This is a genomic window from Pseudomonas fluorescens (genome assembly GCF_902497745.1).
GTDB lineage: Bacteria > Pseudomonadota > Gammaproteobacteria > Pseudomonadales > Pseudomonadaceae > Aquipseudomonas > Aquipseudomonas fluorescens_BM.
Genome location: NZ_CABVHJ010000002.1, coordinates 306,906 through 324,000 on the forward strand (window position 1 = coordinate 306,906; position 17,095 = coordinate 324,000).

At 60.3% G+C, this 17,095-nt stretch carries 15 protein-coding genes; 9 read left to right on the top strand and 6 right to left on the bottom strand.

Annotation, left to right across the window (positions count from 1 at the left end):
* Positions 1 to 4 precede the first annotated feature (4 nt).
* The 5 genes from F8N44_RS04085 to F8N44_RS04105 all read left to right on the top strand — a co-directional run bounded on the left by F8N44_RS04085 (position 5) and on the right by F8N44_RS04105 (position 5,241).
* Positions 5 to 523, top strand: a complete 519-nt coding sequence (locus F8N44_RS04085; RefSeq protein ID WP_150649419.1) for a GNAT family N-acetyltransferase — start codon at positions 5 to 7, stop codon at positions 521 to 523.
* Between the two features lie 199 nt (positions 524 to 722).
* Positions 723 to 1,901, top strand: coding sequence for an MFS transporter (locus F8N44_RS04090; protein WP_150649420.1), 1,179 nt, complete (start codon positions 723 to 725; stop codon positions 1,899 to 1,901).
* Positions 1,902 to 2,058: 157 nt separating this feature from the next.
* Entirely contained in the window at positions 2,059 to 2,745 is a 687-nt protein-coding gene (locus tag F8N44_RS04095) for an HPP family protein (RefSeq protein WP_150649421.1), read from the top strand.
* 234 nt (positions 2,746 to 2,979) lie between these two features.
* Positions 2,980 to 4,086, top strand: coding sequence for an enoyl-CoA hydratase/isomerase family protein (locus F8N44_RS04100; protein ID WP_150649422.1), 1,107 nt, complete (start codon positions 2,980 to 2,982; stop codon positions 4,084 to 4,086).
* A 3-nt stretch (positions 4,087 to 4,089) separates the two neighbouring features.
* Entirely contained in the window at positions 4,090 to 5,241 is a 1,152-nt protein-coding gene (locus F8N44_RS04105) for an acyl-CoA dehydrogenase family protein (protein WP_150649423.1), read from the top strand.
* 330 nt (positions 5,242 to 5,571) lie between these two features.
* Here F8N44_RS04105 and F8N44_RS04110 read toward each other — a convergent pair whose 3' ends face one another.
* The 6 genes from F8N44_RS04110 to F8N44_RS04140 all read right to left on the bottom strand — a co-directional run bounded on the left by F8N44_RS04110 (position 5,572) and on the right by F8N44_RS04140 (position 12,492).
* The gene (locus tag F8N44_RS04110) at positions 5,572 to 6,345 is read right to left on the bottom strand and encodes an enoyl-CoA hydratase (RefSeq protein WP_150649424.1); all 774 of its coding nucleotides are present in this window, start codon (positions 6,343 to 6,345) and stop codon (positions 5,572 to 5,574) included.
* A gap of 14 nt (positions 6,346 to 6,359) precedes the next feature.
* Positions 6,360 to 7,487, bottom strand: a complete 1,128-nt coding sequence (locus F8N44_RS04115) for an acyl-CoA dehydrogenase (RefSeq protein ID WP_150649425.1) — start codon at positions 7,485 to 7,487, stop codon at positions 6,360 to 6,362.
* Between the two features lie 140 nt (positions 7,488 to 7,627).
* A complete protein-coding gene (locus tag F8N44_RS04125; protein WP_150649426.1) occupies positions 7,628 to 8,821 on the bottom strand; it encodes an acetyl-CoA C-acyltransferase in 1,194 nt (397 codons plus the stop codon).
* Positions 8,822 to 8,833: 12 nt separating this feature from the next.
* Positions 8,834 to 9,595, bottom strand: coding sequence for an SDR family NAD(P)-dependent oxidoreductase (locus F8N44_RS04130; protein ID WP_150649427.1), 762 nt, complete (start codon positions 9,593 to 9,595; stop codon positions 8,834 to 8,836).
* Between the two features lie 16 nt (positions 9,596 to 9,611).
* Complete coding sequence (locus tag F8N44_RS04135) at positions 9,612 to 11,276, bottom strand: AMP-binding protein (RefSeq protein WP_150649428.1); 1,665 nt, start codon at positions 11,274 to 11,276, stop codon at positions 9,612 to 9,614.
* Between the two features lie 199 nt (positions 11,277 to 11,475).
* A complete protein-coding gene (locus F8N44_RS04140) occupies positions 11,476 to 12,492 on the bottom strand; it encodes an AraC family transcriptional regulator (RefSeq protein WP_150649429.1) in 1,017 nt (338 codons plus the stop codon).
* 285 nt (positions 12,493 to 12,777) lie between these two features.
* On the opposite strand from F8N44_RS04140, the gene efeU reads away from it, so the two are divergent.
* Genes efeU through efeO (F8N44_RS04160) form a run of 4 tightly spaced genes read left to right on the top strand, consistent with a single transcriptional unit; the run spans position 12,778 to position 17,001 of the window.
* A complete protein-coding gene (efeU, locus tag F8N44_RS04145) occupies positions 12,778 to 13,623 on the top strand; it encodes an iron uptake transporter permease EfeU (protein ID WP_077572785.1) in 846 nt (281 codons plus the stop codon).
* Between the two features lie 8 nt (positions 13,624 to 13,631).
* Positions 13,632 to 14,831 (top strand): iron uptake system protein EfeO, encoded by a 1,200-nt coding sequence (gene efeO, locus F8N44_RS04150; protein WP_150649430.1) that lies wholly within the window; start codon positions 13,632 to 13,634, stop codon positions 14,829 to 14,831.
* Between the two features lie 17 nt (positions 14,832 to 14,848).
* Complete coding sequence (gene efeB, locus F8N44_RS04155; RefSeq protein ID WP_150649431.1) at positions 14,849 to 16,147, top strand: iron uptake transporter deferrochelatase/peroxidase subunit; 1,299 nt, start codon at positions 14,849 to 14,851, stop codon at positions 16,145 to 16,147.
* Positions 16,148 to 16,176: 29 nt separating this feature from the next.
* Complete coding sequence (gene efeO / locus F8N44_RS04160) at positions 16,177 to 17,001, top strand: iron uptake system protein EfeO (RefSeq protein WP_095126287.1); 825 nt, start codon at positions 16,177 to 16,179, stop codon at positions 16,999 to 17,001.
* Positions 17,002 to 17,095 lie beyond the last annotated feature (94 nt).

Here is a 17,095-nt window from a genome sequence, read left to right on the forward strand (position 1 = left end):
CAACATGACCTTCGACGTACGCCGCGCCAGCCCTGCTGACGCGGTTGCCCTCCCCGCGATCGAGCGTTCGGCCGCGCAATTGTTTCGTCTTGAACCGCCGTTGGCGTGGCTGGCTGATGCCGAAGTGCCCGATGCTGCTCAGCATCTGCAGGCCATCGAACAGGCGTACGTGTGGGTTGCTGAAAATAGCGATGGGCAACTGACTGGATTTGTTCGTGCTGTAGACATCGATCAGCACATGCACATTGAGGAGCTATCCGTCAGTCAGGCTTTTCAAGGACAAGGCATGGGTCGCGCACTGGTTGCGGCAGTCATTGAACAAGCGCGCGTGATGCAGTTGAACTCAGTGACGCTGACCACCTTCCGCGATCTGCCGTGGAATGCGCCGTTTTATCAGCGCATGGGGTTTATCGAGTTGATTCCCTCAGTCGCCGATCACCATCTGCGCGAAGCACTGCAAGCCGAAATCACCCACGGCTTTCCCCCGGAAGGTCGCTGTGCCATGCGCCTGCCCCTGATTTGAAAGCAATGAAAATCCCCTGTGGGAGCGAGCCTGCTCGCGAATGCGTTGTGTCAGATACATCAATGTTGACTGACACTGCGCATTCGCGAGCAGGCTCGCTCCCACAGGGGATGGTGTTATGGCGGCTTGACCGGTGATGATTGCCCGGTAAGGATGACGTACGCCCGCCAGGTATTTGAAATAAGGACATTGACCCTTCGTGGCCACCTACTCGCGCCTCATCCGCCGGTTGATGATCAGTTCGCTGACCGTCGTTATCAGCCGCGCCCTGATCAGCCCGCTGCTGACGCTGTTCCTCAGCAACAAGCTCGGCCTCAATCCGCAAGACGTCGGTCTGCTGCTGGGCATTGCGGTGTTCAGCGCCACCCTGTTGTCGCTGTACGGTGGTTACATCATCGATCGGCTCGACAAACGCCAGTTGCTGATCCTGACCATGCTCTCCAGCGGCATCGGTCTGATCCTGCTGACCTTCGCGCAGAATCTGTATCTGGTCACCCTGGTGCTGATCATCAGCGAAACGGCGTCGGCGCTGTTCCTCATCTGCTCCAAAGCCATCCTCAGTGAAAACCTGCCAGTCGGCCAACGGGTCAAAGCGTTTTCCCTCAACTACACATTGACCAACATCGGCTATGCCGTCGGCCCGATGATCGGCGTGGTGATTGCCGGGGTGCAGCCCGCTGCGCCCTTTATCGTGGCCGGTGCGATTGCCATCGGCAGCCTCTTTCTGCTGCTCGGCACCGGCCGGGAAGCCAGCCCGATCACTCCAGTCGCTGCGCCGCCGAGTTTTCTGAAAACCCTGATCATCCTGAAAAACGACCGCACGATGATCCTGTTTACCCTGGGTTGCCTGCTCAGCACCCTGGTGCACGGGCGTTTCACCCTGTACCTGTCGCAATACCTGCTGGTCACCCACACCCAGCAACAGACGCTGGACACCATGGCCGCCTTGCTCGCGTGCAACGCAATCACGGTGATCCTGTTGCAGTACCAGATCGGCCGCTTGCTCAGCCGCGAACACCTGCGTCACTGGATTGCCGGCGGCACCGCCTTGTTCATCGTCGGGCTGATCGGCTTCAGTCTGGCCGACAGCCTGGTCGGCTGGTGCGTGGCGATGTTCATCTTCACCTTGGGCGAGATGATCATTTACCCGGCGGACTTTCTGTTCGTCGACACATTGGCCCCGGAAGACCTGCGCGGCAGCTACTACGGCGCGCAGAATCTGGCGGCGCTGGGTGGTGCAGCCAGTCCGGTCATGTGCGGATTTCTGCTGATGCACACACCGGCGCCGAGCATGTTCTATGCCTTGAGCGCAATGGCCGCTGTGGGTGGCTATTTATGTTTCATGAGCGGTCGCCGCGTCGCTTCAATTCAAAATTAATGCACTAAATGTGCATTAATATGAATTTGTCAGCATCGAGATTGATCGGCACACTGTGCGGGTTCCTCCCCCAATGTTGGAACGCTTCGAGGGCTTTCCGGATATGCCGGACAAGTCCTTTTTTTTGCCTCGAATTTGCTGCAAGGATCAGATTTAAATGCTCGCTCGCTGGTTGCCCGCCGCCATCAATACCCGCCCGACCGAATGGAGCCGTGCCGCCATCGGCATGGCGCTGGGCACATTGTTCAGTGTGTGGTTGTGCGCGCAGGTATTCGGTCATGACGTCGCCTATCATCTGATCGGCCCGCTGGGCGCTTCGGCGGTGTTGCTGTTCGCCGTGTCCTCCGGCGCCCTCGCGCAGCCTTGGTCGATTCTCGGCGGCTACTTGTGTGCCGGCGTCGTCGCGTTGCTGGTGGCCCATGTGCTCGGCCGAACGCTGGGCAGCGCCTGTCTGGCGGCGGGCATGGCGCTGATTCTGATGTGCTGGCTGCGTTGCCTGCATCCTCCCGCTGGAGCGTTGGCGCTGACGCTGGTTCTGGCCGATCCAGCGACCATCGCCATGGACTGGAAAGCCATGGAACCGGTGATGCTTGGCGCCGCGTGCATGCTGCTCAGCGCCTTGGCCTACAACAATCTGACGCGGATCCGTTACCCGAAACGTCCGGCAGAATCGGCGCCGGTGCTGACACCGGTCGACAGTCAGGCCATCACCGCCGAAGACCTGAAACTCGCTTTGGCCGACATGGAAGCCTTCATCGACATAACCCCTGAAGACCTCGAACAACTGATCCACGCCAGCGAACTGCACGCCAAGCGCCGCAGCATTACCCAAACCTTCCGCTGAATCCCTGTGTAGGAGCTGCCGAAGGCTGCGATCTTTTGATCTTTAAAATCAAAGTCAAAAGATCGCAGCCTGCGGCAGCTCCTACATGAGCCCGAGCACATTTTCGACCAAGGTAAAAACGCAAACTCCCCCTGCGAATATCCCGGTTGTACACGGCAAATTTGCACTGTTACGATCCGGTAACGCTCGCGCGCGAGCTTCTCGAATAAAGACAATAAAAGCAGGGAGTTACTGATGACAGCTCAGGCTTCATCCCCGCGGACACCGTCCATGGATGCCACGCAAAACGAAGTGCTGGCCGAGGTTCGCAATCATATCGGTCACCTGACCCTCAATCGCCCCGCCGGTCTCAACGCCATTACCCTCGACATGGTGCGCCTGCTGCAACAGCAGCTCGATGCCTGGGCGACTGACGCCGATGTTCACGCCGTGGTCCTGCGCGGTGCTGGTGAAAAAGCCTTCTGTGCCGGTGGCGATATTCGTTCGCTGTACGACAGCTTCAAAAGCGGCGACACGCTGCACGAAGATTTCTTCGTCGAGGAATACGCCCTCGACCTGACGATTCATCACTACCGCAAACCGGTGCTGGCGCTGATGGACGGATTTGTCCTCGGCGGCGGCATGGGTCTGGTGCAAGGCGCCGATCTGCGCGTGGTCACCGAGAAGAGCCGTCTGGCGATGCCGGAAGTGGCCATCGGTTATTTCCCCGATGTCGGTGGCAGTTATTTCCTGCCGCGCATTCCCGGTGAGCTGGGGATTTATCTGGGCGTCAGCGGCGTGCAGATTCGTGCCGCCGATGCGCTGTATTGCGGCCTCGCCGACTGGTATCTGGACAGCAGCAAACTGGCGCTGCTCGACGAAAGACTCGATCAGATGGAGTGGCAGGACACGCCGCTGAAAGCCCTGCAAAACCTGCTGGCCAAGCACGCCGTGCAAACCTTGCCCGATGCGCCACTTGAGGCTTTGCGCCCGGCCATCGACCATTTCTTCGCCCTGCCGGACGTGCCGAGCATGGTCGAACAATTGCGCGCGGTGACCGTCGCCGACAGCCATGAGTGGGCGACCACCACCGCTGACCTGCTGGAAACCCGCTCACCGCTGGCCATGGCCGTTACTCTGGAGATGCTGCGTCGCGGCCGCCACTTGAGCCTGGAACATTGCTTTGCGCTGGAACTGCATCTGGATCGCCAGTGGTTCAAGCGCGGCGACCTGATCGAAGGCGTCCGCGCCCTGCTGATCGACAAGGACAAGACACCGCGCTGGAACCCGCCGACCCTCGCTGCGCTGGACGCTGCGCATGTCGCGAGTTTCTTCCACGAGTTTGCTGAGAGCGGGAGCTGAGCCATGCACGATCTCGAACTGACTGAAGAACAAGTGATGATCCGCGACATGGCCCGGGACTTTGCCCGTGGCGAAATCGCCCCACACGCGCAGGCCTGGGAAAAGGCTGGCTGGATTGACGACGCACTCGTGGCGAAGATGGGTGAATTGGGTTTGCTCGGCATGGTGGTGCCCGAGGAATGGGGTGGCACTTACGTCGATTACGTTGCCTACGCCTTGGCCGTGGAAGAGATTTCCGCCGGTGACGGCGCGACTGGCGCTTTCATGAGCATCCACAACTCGGTGGGTTGCGGCCCCGTGCTCAATTACGGCAGCGAAGAACAGAAACAGACCTGGCTGGCGGATCTGGCCAGCGGTCAGACCATCGGCTGCTTCTGCCTGACCGAACCGCAGGCCGGTTCCGAAGCGCACAACCTGCGCACTCGCGCCGAACTGCGTGACGGCCAGTGGGTCATCAACGGCGCCAAGCAATTTGTCAGCAACGGCAAACGGGCGAAGCTGGCGATCGTGTTTGCGGTGACTGATCCGGATCTGGGCAAGAAAGGTATTTCGGCGTTTCTGGTGCCTACCGATACTGCGGGTTTTATCGTTGATCGCACTGAACACAAGATGGGCATCCGCGCTTCCGACACCTGCGCGGTGACGCTGAACAACTGCAGCATTCCCGAGGCCAATCTGCTCGGCGAGCGCGGCAAAGGCCTGGCGATTGCACTGTCCAACCTTGAAGGCGGACGTATTGGCATTGCGGCGCAGGCACTAGGTATCGCGCGTGCCGCGTTTGAAGCGGCGCTGGTGTATTCGCGTGACCGTATTCAGTTCGGCAAACCGATCAACGAACACCAGAGCATTGCCAACCTGCTGGCTGACATGCACATGCAGATCAACGCGGCGCGGCTGATGATCCTGCATGCGGCGCGGCTGCGGACGGCGGGCAAACCGTGTTTGTCAGAGGCGTCGCAGGCCAAGCTGTTTGCCTCGGAAATGGCCGAGAAGGTTTGCTCGTCGGCGATTCAGATTCATGGCGGGTACGGGTATCTGGAGGATTATCCGGTCGAGAAGTACTACCGCGATGCGCGGATTACCCAGATCTATGAAGGCTCGAGCGAGATTCAGCGGATGGTGATTGCGCGGGAGTTGAAGAACTATCAGTTGTAATGGTGTGGCCCCTTTTCCCTCACCCCAGCCCTCTCCCAGTGGGAGAGGGAGCCGACCGAGGTGTATGGCGTCATACATCGACCTGAAAGACCGAGGCGATTATGGATTGGGTAAACCAGGTCGATCAGGGATTCAGTAAAGTTCTTTCAGGTCGGCGCAGATCATCAATATCCCCCAATCAGTCCCCTCTCCCTCCGGGAGAGGGTTAGGGTGAGGGGCGCGAGCAGGCTCGCTCCCACAGAGATCTCCAGCGAACACAGATTGTGTGAACGCCGAGAACCTCATGTGGGAGCGAGCCTGCTCGCGAAGGCGTCAGCTCAGGCACTACATTTATTTGCCTTGGAATGCAGCCTCACGCTTGGCAATAAACGCCGCCATCCCTTCCTTCTGATCCTGCGTGGCAAACGCCGCATGGAACACCCGACGCTCAAATCGCACGCCCTCGGTAAGGTTGACTTCAAAGGCACGGTTCACGCTTTCCTTGATCATCATCGCAATCGGCAGCGACTTGCTGGCAATCACCGCCGCCACTTTCAACGCTTCATCCAACAACTCATCACTCGGCACGATCCGCGCGACAATCCCGCAACGCTCGGCTTCCACTGCATCAATCAAGCGCCCACTCAGGCACATTTCCATGGCTTTCGCCTTGCCCACGGCGCGGGTCAGGCGCTGGGTGCCGCCCATGCCCGGCAGCACACCGAGATTGATTTCCGGTTGACCGAATTTTGCGTTATCACCGGCTAGAATGAAATCGCACATCAACGCCAACTCACAGCCACCGCCGAGGGCGAAACCGTTAACGGCGGCGATGATCGGCTTGCGCCGGTTGGCCACGCGATCGCTGTCGCTGAACAGGTCGTCCATGTAGATCTGCGGGTAGGTCAGTTCGGCCATTTCTTTGATGTCGGCACCGGCGGCAAAGGCCTTTTTCGAACCGGTGAGGACGATGCAGCCGATGTTCGCGTCCGCTTCCAGCGCATCGAGTGCCTGGTTCACTTCGCTGACCAGAAGCGCATTCAGCGCGTTCAGCGCCTGCGGGCGGTTGAGGGTGATCAGGCCAACGCGGCCGTGGGTTTCCAGCAGAATGGTTTCGTAAGTCATAAACAAATTCCTTCTTAAAGATTGCGCGAAATGACCATGCGCTGAATGTCGCTGGTGCCTTCGTAGATCTGGCAGACACGCACATCGCGGTAGATGCGCTCCAGCGGGAAGTCGTTGAGGTAACCGTAACCGCCGAGGGTTTGCAACGCCATCGAACAGACCTTCTCGGCCATTTCCGAAGCGAACAGTTTGGCCATCGACGCCTCGACCAGTGCTGGTTGACCGCTGTCACGCAGAGCGGCGGCGTAATGCACCATCTGCCGGGCGACGGCGATCTGTGTGGCCATGTCGGCCAAGCGGAAGGCCACGGCCTGATGCTCGATGATCGGCTTGCCGAAGGTGTCGCGTTCACGGGCATAATCGCGCGCCGCTTCAAATGCGGCGCGGGCCATGCCCACCGATTGCGACGCGATGCCGACGCGGCCGCCTTCAAGGTTGGCCAGGGCGATCTTGTAGCCCTCGCCCTCCTCACCCAAGCGGTTGGCCACCGGCACTTTCACATCTTCGAAAAGAATCTGGCAGGTGTCGGAGGCGTGCTGGCCGAGCTTGTCTTCGACGCGAGCGACTTTATAGCCTGGCAAATCGGTCGGCACGATAAACGCGCTGATGCCGCGCTTGCCGGCACTCGGATCGGTGACCGCAAACACAATCACGATCCCGGCGTTTTGCCCGGAAGTGATGAACTGTTTGCAGCCGTTCAGCACGTAGTGATCACCTTCCAGCCGTGCCCGGGTTTTCAGGCTGCTGGCATCGGAACCGGCTTGCGGTTCGGTCAGCGCAAATGCGCCGAGCATGGCGCCGCTGGCCAAGGGTTTGAGGAAGCGTTCGCGCTGATCGTCGTTGCCGAACTTGAGGATCGGCACGCAGCCGACCGAGTTGTGCACGCTCATGATCGTCGAGCAGGCGCCGTCGCCGGCGGCGATTTCTTCCAGGGCCATGGCATACGCCAGGTAGCCAGTGTCGCAGCCGCCCCACTGCTCCGGCACGAGCATGCCGAAGAAGCCCAGCTCAGCCATCTGGCCGATGGCTTCCTTGGGAAAACGGTGCTCGCGATCCCACTCGGCGGCGAACGGTTTCAGGCGTTCCTCGGCGAACTGCCGGGCCATGTCGCGGATCTGGGTTTGGTCTTCGTTGGGAATCATGGTGAATCCTTACTTCAGGTTCAGACACAAATCCTGTGGGAGCGAGCTTGCTCGCGAAAGCGGTATGTCATTCAACTTCGATGTTGGCTGACACGATGCCTTCGCGAGCAAGCTCGCTCCCACAGGGATTGGCGTTTGTTTCAATACACGCATTCAACAGCCATGGCCGTGGCTTCACCGCCGCCGATGCAGATCGCCGCGATGCCGCGCTTCTGCTTTCTCTGGCGCAGTGCCGAGAGCAACGTCACCAGAATCCGCGCACCCGACGCACCGATCGGATGGCCCAGCGCACAGGCACCGCCATGCACATTCAACTTGTCATGAGGGATTTCCAGGTGCGTCATCGCCGCCATGCCCACCACGGCAAACGCCTCGTTGACCTCAAACAGATCGACATCACCCAGCGACCAACCGGTTTTCTTGATCAGCTTCTTGATCGCACCAATCGGCGCCACCGGGAACAGGCCCGGGGTATCAGCAAACGCGGCGTGACCATGAATCACCGCCAACGGTTTCAGCCCCAGCTTCTGCGCTTGCGACTGACGCATCAGCACCAGCGCCGCCGCACCGTCAGAAATCGAACTGGAATTCGCTGCCGTGACCGTGCCGCCTTCGCGGAACGCCGGTTTCAGCGAGGCAATCTTGTCCAGTTTGGCTTTCGGCGGTTGCTCGTCATGGCTGATCAGCACTTGCTCTTTGCCGACGGTCACGGTCAGCGGGACGATTTCGTCCTTGAAGCTGCCGTCCTTGATCGCCTGCTGTGCGCGGGTGGTCGAGGCGATGGCAAAAGCGTCCTGCGCCTCACGGCTGAAGCTATTGGTTTCGGCGCAATCCTCGGCGAAGGTGCCCATCAGGCGCCCTTTGTCGTAAGCGTCTTCAAGGCCATCGAGGAACATCGAGTCGAGCACACGGCCATGGCCCATGCGGTAACCGGCGCGGGCACGATCCAGCAGGTATGGCGAGTTGGACATGCTTTCCATGCCACCGGCGATCACCACATCGGCGCTGCCAGCGATCAGCATATCGTGGGCGAGAATCGTAGTTTCCATGCCCGAGCCGCACATCTTGTTGACCGTGGTGCAACGGGTCGATTTATCCAGCCCGGCGCCCAACGCAGCCTGACGCGCAGGCGCCTGACCGAGGCCCGCAGGCAATACGCAACCGAACAACACTTCATCGACTGCATCGCTGGCGACACCGGCGCGCTCAACCGCTGCCTTGATCGCTGCAGCACCGAGTTGCGGTGCGGTGAGGCTTTTCAGTTCGCCCTGAAAACCACCCATGGGCGTGCGCACGGCGCTGACGATAACAATCGGATCGTTGGAAATAGTCATGACAAATCCTCCTTACTTGGCGGCCATGCGCAAGGCACCGTCGAGACGGATCACCTCGCCGTTGAGCATGCTGTTTTCGATGATATGCCGAACCAGCGCCGCGTACTCGGCAGGCTTGCCCAGACGCGGCGGGAACGGTACACCGGCGGCTAGCGAATCGCGGACTTCCGGGGTCATGCCAGCCATCATCGGCGTTTCGAAAATGCCCGGGGCGATGGTCATCACGCGAACTCCGAAACGCGCCAGTTCGCGGGCGGCCGGCAGGGTCAGGCTGGCGATCGCGCCTTTGGAGGCGGAGTACGCCGCTTGACCGATCTGGCCGTCGAACGCCGCGACAGATGCAGTGTTGATGATCACTCCGCGTTCGCCATCGGCATTTGCCTCGGATTCGGCAATCGCCGCAGCGGCCAGACGCAGCATGTTGAAGCTGCCGATCAGGTTGACGTTGATCACCTGAGCAAAACTGCTAAGCGCATGCGGGCCGTTCTTGCCGAGGATCTTCTCGCCACGGACGATGCCGGCGCAGTTGACCAGACCGTTTAGGCTGCCAAAGGCTGCGACGGTCGCCTGCACGGCGGCTTCGGCAGCGGCTTCGTTGCTGATATCGGCAACGACGCTTTGCGCGCCAAGACGCTGAGCCTGAGCGGCCACGGCTTCGGCGTTCATGTCCACCAGCATCACTTTGGCGCCGGCACTCACCAGCAACTCAGCGGTGGCGGCACCAAGGCCAGACGCGCCGCCGGTGACGATAAAAACCTTGTTCTCGATCTGCATGACTGTATTTCCTGATTCAAGCTGAAACGTTATGCGCCGCAGCCTCTTGAGCCTTGGCGATTTCCTGGTTGCGCAAGATAAAGCGCTGCAATTTGCCGCTTGGGGTCTTGGGCAATTCGCTGACAAATTCGATTTCACGCGGGTACGAATGCGCGGCCAGACGTTTGCGCACATGTTGGCGCAGCTCTTCGGCCAACTCCGGCGCGGCGCGGTATTGCGCACTCAATACGACAAAAGCTTTGACCAGCTCGGTGCGTTCAGGATCGGGTTTGCCGACCACCGCTGCTTCGACCACCGCCGGGTGTTCGATCAGCGCGCTTTCCACGTCGAACGGGCCGACGCGGTAGCCGGAGGTGGTGATCACGTCATCGCTGCGACCGACGAAGCTGATGCTGCCGTCCGGGTTCCATTCCACGGTGTCGCCGCTCAGGTAGTAATCGCCGACGAACGCCTTGGTCGGCGCGCCTTCGTAACCGCCGAACCAGCACATCGGCGATTGCGGTCGGTCGATGGCGAGGATGCCCGGCTGGCCGACGCCAAGTTCGTTGTATTGGTCGTCGAGCACGACGATGCGGTGGCCCGGCGAGGCGAAACCGGCGGCGCCGACGTGTACCGGATGGTCGAGGCCGTGGTGGTTGCACAGGACCATGCCCAGTTCGGTCTGGCCGTAATGGTCGTGGATGACCACGTCGAGGTTGTCGGCGAACCACCGGATCACTTCCGGATTCAGCGGTTCACCGGCGCTGCTGACGATGCGCAATTTGCCTTTGATCGACTTGGCGAACTCATCGCCGCCGGCAATCAACAAACGATAAGCCGTTGGCGAACCGGTGAGGTTGGTGATGCTGTACTTGTTGATCACCCGGCAGGTGCTTTCGAGGGTGAACGGGCCATCGTAAAAGGTGATCGGGTGGCCCATCGACAACGGCCCGGTGACGCCGAAATAAATGCCGTAGGCCCAGCCCGGATCGGCGACGTTCCAGAACGAATCTTCCGGGCGCAGATCAACGGCGTCGCGGGTGTAGCTCTGGAAGGCGACGATAGCTTTGAGTGGCACCGACAGCGCTTTCGACGGGCCGGTGGTGCCCGAGGTGAACATAAGCAAAAACGGGTCTTCACCAGTCAGCAGTACCGGTTCGCAGACGCTGGAATGGTTGGCCAGTTCGGCCCAGAAACTGAAATCACCACGGACAATGCCCTGGCCTTTCGCGCCGCCGACGGTGACGAGGGTCGGGCAATCGGCGACTTCAGCGAGTTTCGGCCGGTTGACCGCGTCGGTGACCACGACTTTGGCGCCGGAGCTGTTCAGGCGATGTTCGAGGGCTTTCGGGCCGAACGCGGTGAACAGCGGCTGATACACCGCGCCAATGCGCCAGGTGGCCAACACAGTGATGAGCAATTCGGTATTGCGCGGCAGCAGGCCGGCGACCTTGTCACCCTTCTGCACGCCCTGGGCGAGGAGGAAATTGGCGAAGCGCGCGGCTTTGTCTTGCAGATCGCTGAAGGTGTACGTCGCACTGGCGCCATCGCGGCCTTCCCAGAACAGCGCAATGCGCCCCGGCAAGGCGTGGCGGTCGCAGCATTCGACGCAGGCGTTGAGCGCCTCAAGCGTACCGCTGAGCGCGGCATCCACGGTGTGCTGATAGTTGAACTGTGCGGTGGCAGACAAGTAATCGCGCATTGCCAGAATCCCTCTGTTTTTTATTAGGCTGGGAAGCGTAAACAACAGGGAGATAGTCGCGCTGCGGGGCGGCGGCGGCAATGGTCAAAGCTATCAATGTGGCTGACTGGTTTGGCCATGCCCTGCCACACCGATCGTTCCCATGCTCTGCGTGGGAACGATCAAATGTGGGAGCGAGCTTGCTCGCGAAGAGGCCCTTTCAGACAACCTCATTCAGGATCAGCTGGCGGTAGTGGCCAGGATTGGACCCCGACCACTTGCGGAACGCCTTGTAGAACGAGCTCGCGTCGGCAAATCCCAATCGGCTGGCAATCTCGACAAAACTGATCGACGGCTCAGCCAGCCAGCTAATCGCCAGTTCCTTGCGCACGCTGTCCTTCAGACCCTGATAGGTCTGCCCTTCTTCCGCCAAGCGTCGGCGCAAGGTCGAAGCGGACATGCACAACTGCTGGGCCAAGGCTTCGGTTTCCGGCCAATGTTCAGCCGGCAGTTGCCGCAGGTCGTGCTTGATCCGACTGGCGAGGCTTTCCGGGTCGCGGTACTTGACCAGAATGTTGGCCGGGGCGTGGGCGAGAAAGCGCTTCAACTCCTCGACGCTGCGCTTGATCGGCAGGTCGAGGCAATCGGCAGAAATAATCATTCGAGTACGCGGCCGCTCAAAACGCAGATTTTCCGAGAACATCACCCGGTAATCATCGGTGAAGTCCGGCGCCGCGCAGCGCAGTTCAATGGCCAGAATCGGAATCCTCCGCCCGGCCAGCCAGCACGCGACGCCGTGGACGATCATCCAGTAGGTGAAGTAAGTGAACGCGCGGCGTGGATCGGGGGCGTCCTCCAGCAGGACGATTTCCGCCAGACTTTGCTGGTGCACCAGTTGCGCCGGCATGCGCTCAAGCATCAATGACAGAAAGCTCAAACCCGTGCTCAAACCCGCCGCCAATGTCGGTTGCGCCATCGCACTGCGGCACAGGAACTCAAGGCTGCCGGACTTGAGCTTGCGCGGATCCATGCCAAAAAACTCGTCATCACCGCGCCGGGCCAGCAGGCGCCAGAGCTTTGCGTACTGCGAGGCCGGCACCCGGCCGTGCTCGGTGTGCAGCAACGCCGGATCAATCCCGACCTTGTGCAAGACCTCTTCGGTGGCTGCGCCCGGGGCACAACTTTGCAGCAGCGCTTCACGCACCAGTTGAACGGCGATGGTGTCTTTTTCCGACATGGAGCGCGGCGAACCTTGTTGTTTTGGGTGGCAGGCATATTACCGCAACCAACGCGAATCCCGTGTAGGAGCTGCCGAAGGCTGCGATCTTTTGATTCTAAAAACCAAGATCAAGAGATCGCAGCCTTCGGCAGCTCCTACAAAGTTCCGGTGTCACCTGCATGAGAATGGTTGTTCTTTAACTTGTTCAGCTTTTGTTCAGGTTTATGTCAATCAATGTCATGTGAGAATGACTTTCATTATGTTACAACTTGTAACCTCTTCGAATGACTTGTTGGATGCCTAATGCTCGTTCCCTTTCTGATCATGCTGCGCGAAGGCATTGAAGCCGCGCTGATCGTTGGCATTATCGCCAGCTACCTGCAACAGACCGGCCGTGGCCAGTGGATGCCCGCCGTGTGGATCGGCGTGTTTCTCGCCGCAGCCCTCGCCCTGCTGGTCGGCGGTGGTCTGGAATTGGTCAGCGCTGAATTCCCGCAAAAGCAGCAGGAGCTGTTCGAAGGCATCGTCGGCCTGGTGGCCGTGGGCATTCTCAGCTCGATGGTGTTCTGGATGCGCAAAGTGGCGCGCTCGATCAAGCATTCGCTGCAAGCCTCGCTGGATCAGGCGCTGACTTCTTCGAAGCACCAAGTGATCGCCTTGATCGCGATGGTCTTTTTCGCCGTCGCCCGGGAAGGCCTGGAAACGGTGTTCTTTCTGCTCGCAGTGTTCCAGCAAAGCGAAGGCCCGGGCGCGCCCATCGGCGCCCTGCTCGGGTTGATTCTGGCAATCATCGTCGGCTTCCTGATCTACAGCGGCAGCATGCGCCTCAACCTTTCGGCGTTCTTCAAGTGGACCGGCCTGTTCATTCTGGTGGTCGCCGCCGGGATTCTTGCCAACTCGGTGCAGGCGCTGCATGAAGCCGGGCTGTGGAATCACCTGCAGACCGTGCTGTTCGACTTCAGCGCGACGCTGCCGATGGACGGCCCGCTGGGCTCGGTGCTGGCCGGCATGTTCGGTTATCAGGATGCGCCGACCGTCAGCACCCTCGGGGCCTATCTGATCTATCTGCTGGTGGCACTGGTGATGTTCTTTTACCCGGCTCCCGCGCCGAAGCCCTCCGCACAATCGTCTTCCGTTTCCAGCCAATAAGGGCATTCATGTCAAAGCCTAATACTCCTCAGGCCTCCCCTCCTCGCGCCTTGCGTTGGGCGGTGGCCGGCTCGGTGGTGGTGATGATCGCCGCCGGCGGTCTGTTTTATTACGCCTCGAAAATGGCCGCGGCCAAGCGTCAGCACAATCACGATGAAGTGGTGGTGAATATTCACCCGGGCAACTGCGAGCCGAATGCACTGACGGTGCCGGCAGGGCACGCCAGTTTCCGCATCGTCAATCGCTCCGACCGTGCGGTGGAATGGGAAATCCTTGACGGCGTGCTGGTCGTCGAAGAACGGGAAAACATCGCGCCGGGCCTGAGCCAGGTGATCAACGCCAACCTGCAACCGGGCGATTACGCGATCACCTGCGGCCTGCTGAGCAATCCGCGCGGCACCCTGCACGTGACGCCAACTGCCGCGTCTGACGCTGCGGCCAAAGCCAAACCGTCGATGGTTGCCTTCGTCGGGCCGCTGTCGGAATTTCGCGTGTATCTGGCCAGCCAGAGCAGCGCGCTGATCAAAGCCGTCACGGCGCTCGATCAAGCGATTGAAAGCGGTGATCTCAGCCAAGCCCAGGCGCTATACCTGCCCGCGCGTGCGGCTTATCAACATCTGGCGCCGGCCGCGCAACGTCTGGCCGAACTGGACAACAGCATCAACGCCCGCGCCGATTACTTCGAAAAACGCGAGCAGGATCCGGCCTTCGTCGGCTTCCATCGCCTCGAATTCGGCCTGTTCCAGCAGCGCAAACTCGACGACCTGACGCCGGTCGCCCAGCGCCTGCTCAGCGATGTCACCACGCTCAAACAGCAATTGCTCGCGCAGTCGCTGCCACCGGAGCAACTGGTCAACATCATCGTGCGTAACCTCAACACCTTGGCCGACGTTCGCGCTGCCAGCGGTGAAGAGGAACGCTACAGCCACAGCGACCTCAACGGTTTCGCTGCCAATGCGCAAACCGCACGCAAAGTGGTCGATCTGCTGCGGCCAATGCTGAGCAAATCTGCCGCCGACCTGCTGCCGAAAATCGACAAGGCACTGGCGGACTTCGACAGCGAACTCGACAGCTACAAGATCAAGGACGGCTACGCCAGCTACGACTCCATCAGCGGCGCACAACGCAAGCAGATCGCCGACAAGGCTCAGGCTCTGGCCGACGCACTGGATGGCATCGATCCCGCCCTCGGCCTTTCCGGCCTGTAAGCAGAAGACCCATTCCGATGAAAGATTCAGAAAACCTCAACCTGCAACGCCGCCGTGTCTTGATGGGCATGGGCGCCGCCGGTGTCGCCCTTGCCGGTTCCGCCCTGAGCTGCCCGGCCATGGCCGCCGCGCCGGCGCAAGTCACCGAAGCGCCGAGCAGCGACAAGACCGAAGACCGCCACGATTTCCACGGCATACACCAGACCGGCATCGTCACCCCGCGCCCGGCCTCGGGCATGCTGGTTTCGTTCGATGTGTTGGCCAGTGATCGTGAAGATCTGGAGCGGTTGTTCCGCACCCTCAACGAGCGCATCGCGTTTCTGATGAAGGGCGGCCCGGTCGCGCAGATCGATCCGAAACTGCCGCCGCCGGATTCCGGCATCCTCGGCCCGAACGTCACGCCGGACAACCTGACCATCACCGTGTCCGTCGGCGAATCGCTGTTCGACGAGCGCTTCGGTCTGGCTGAGGCCAAACCCAAACGGCTGATCCGTATGGTCGGTTTCCCCAACGATGCGCTGGATGCCGATTGCTGTCACGGCGACCTGAGTTTGCAGTTCTGTTCGAACACCGCCGACACCAACATCCACGCCCTGCGCGACATCGTCAAAAACCTCCCCGATCTGCTGCTGGTGCGCTGGAAACAGGAAGGCAGCGTGCCGCCGCAAGCCCCGGCGAAACCGGGTGTGCCGGCGCAATCGGCGCGCAACTTCCTGGGTTTTCGTGATGGCTCGGCCAATCCGGATTCCAACGACAGCAAAGCCATGGATCGTCTGGTCTGGGTGCAACCGGACAGCGATGAGCCGGCCTGGGCCGCGCACGGCAGCTATCAAGCGGTGCGAATCATCCGCAATTTTGTCGAGCGCTGGGATCGTACGCCGTTGCAGGAACAGGAAAGCATCCTCGGTCGGGTGAAAACCTCCGGCGCGCCTATCGGTGGCAGCCATGAAACTGAAGTTCCGGATTACAGCAAAGACCCGGCCGGCAAACTGACCATGCTCGACGCGCACATTCGCCTGGCGAATCCGCGTACGGCTGAAACCCAGGCCAACCTGATCCTGCGTCGGCCGTTCAACTATTCCAACGGCGTGAACAAGAACGGCCAGCTCGACATGGGCCTGCTGTTCATCTGTTACCAGGCTGATCTGGAAAAGGGCTTCATCACTGTGCAGACCCGCCTCAACGGCGAACCGCTCGAGGAATACCTCAAACCGGTCGGCGGCGGGTACTTCTTCACCCTGCCGGGTGTCACGGGCGACAAGGACTTCATCGGCCGCTCGCTGCTCAACGCCACACAACCGAAAACCGCTGCCTAAAACAACCTCTCAACACTGGAGCCGCCCCCATGAAAAAGACGCCACTCGCGTTATTGCTGACCCTAGGTTTGCTCAACACCCCGCTGTCGGCGTTCGCAGCCACGGCACCGCTGGATCTGGTCGGGCCGGTGTCGGACTACAAGATTTACGTCACAGAACAACTCGATGAACTGGGAAGCCACACCCAGCAGTTCACCGATGCGGTGAAAAAAGGCGACCTGGCCACCGCGCAAAAGCTCTACGCACCGACCCGCGTTTACTACGAGTCGATCGAGCCGATTGCCGAGCTGTTCAGTGACCTCGATGCGTCCATCGACTCCCGTGTCGACGACCACGAGAAAGGCGTAAAGGCCGATGACTTCACCGGTTTCCACCGCATCGAATATTCACTGTTTTCGGAGAAAAGCACCCAAGGCCTGAACGAGCTGGCAGACAAGCTCAACAGCGACGTCAAAGACCTGCAAACCCGCGTCGCCGGCCTGACCTTCCCGCCGGAGAAAGTCGTCGGTGGTGCTGCCGCGCTGCTGGAAGAAGTCGCCGCGACCAAGATCTCCGGTGAAGAAGATCGCTACAGCCACACCGACCTGTACGACTTCCAGGGCAACATCGACGGCGCGAAGAAAATCGTTGATCTGTTCCGTCCGCAGATCGAGCAGCAGGACAAGGCGTTTGCAGCGAAGGTCGACAAGAACTTTGCCACGGTCGACAAGATTCTGGCCAAGTACAAGACCAAGGATGGTGGTTTCGAGACGTATGACAAGGTGAAGGATAACGACCGTAAAGCGCTGGTCGGGCCGGTGAATACGCTGGCTGAAGACTTGTCCACGTTGCGTGGCAAGCTCGGTCTCAACTGAGTTCTTGTAGCGTCTGAGCGGGTCCCTTCGCGAGCAGGCTCGCTCCCACATTTTGAACTGCATTTCCCTGTGGGAGGGAGCTTGCTCCCACATC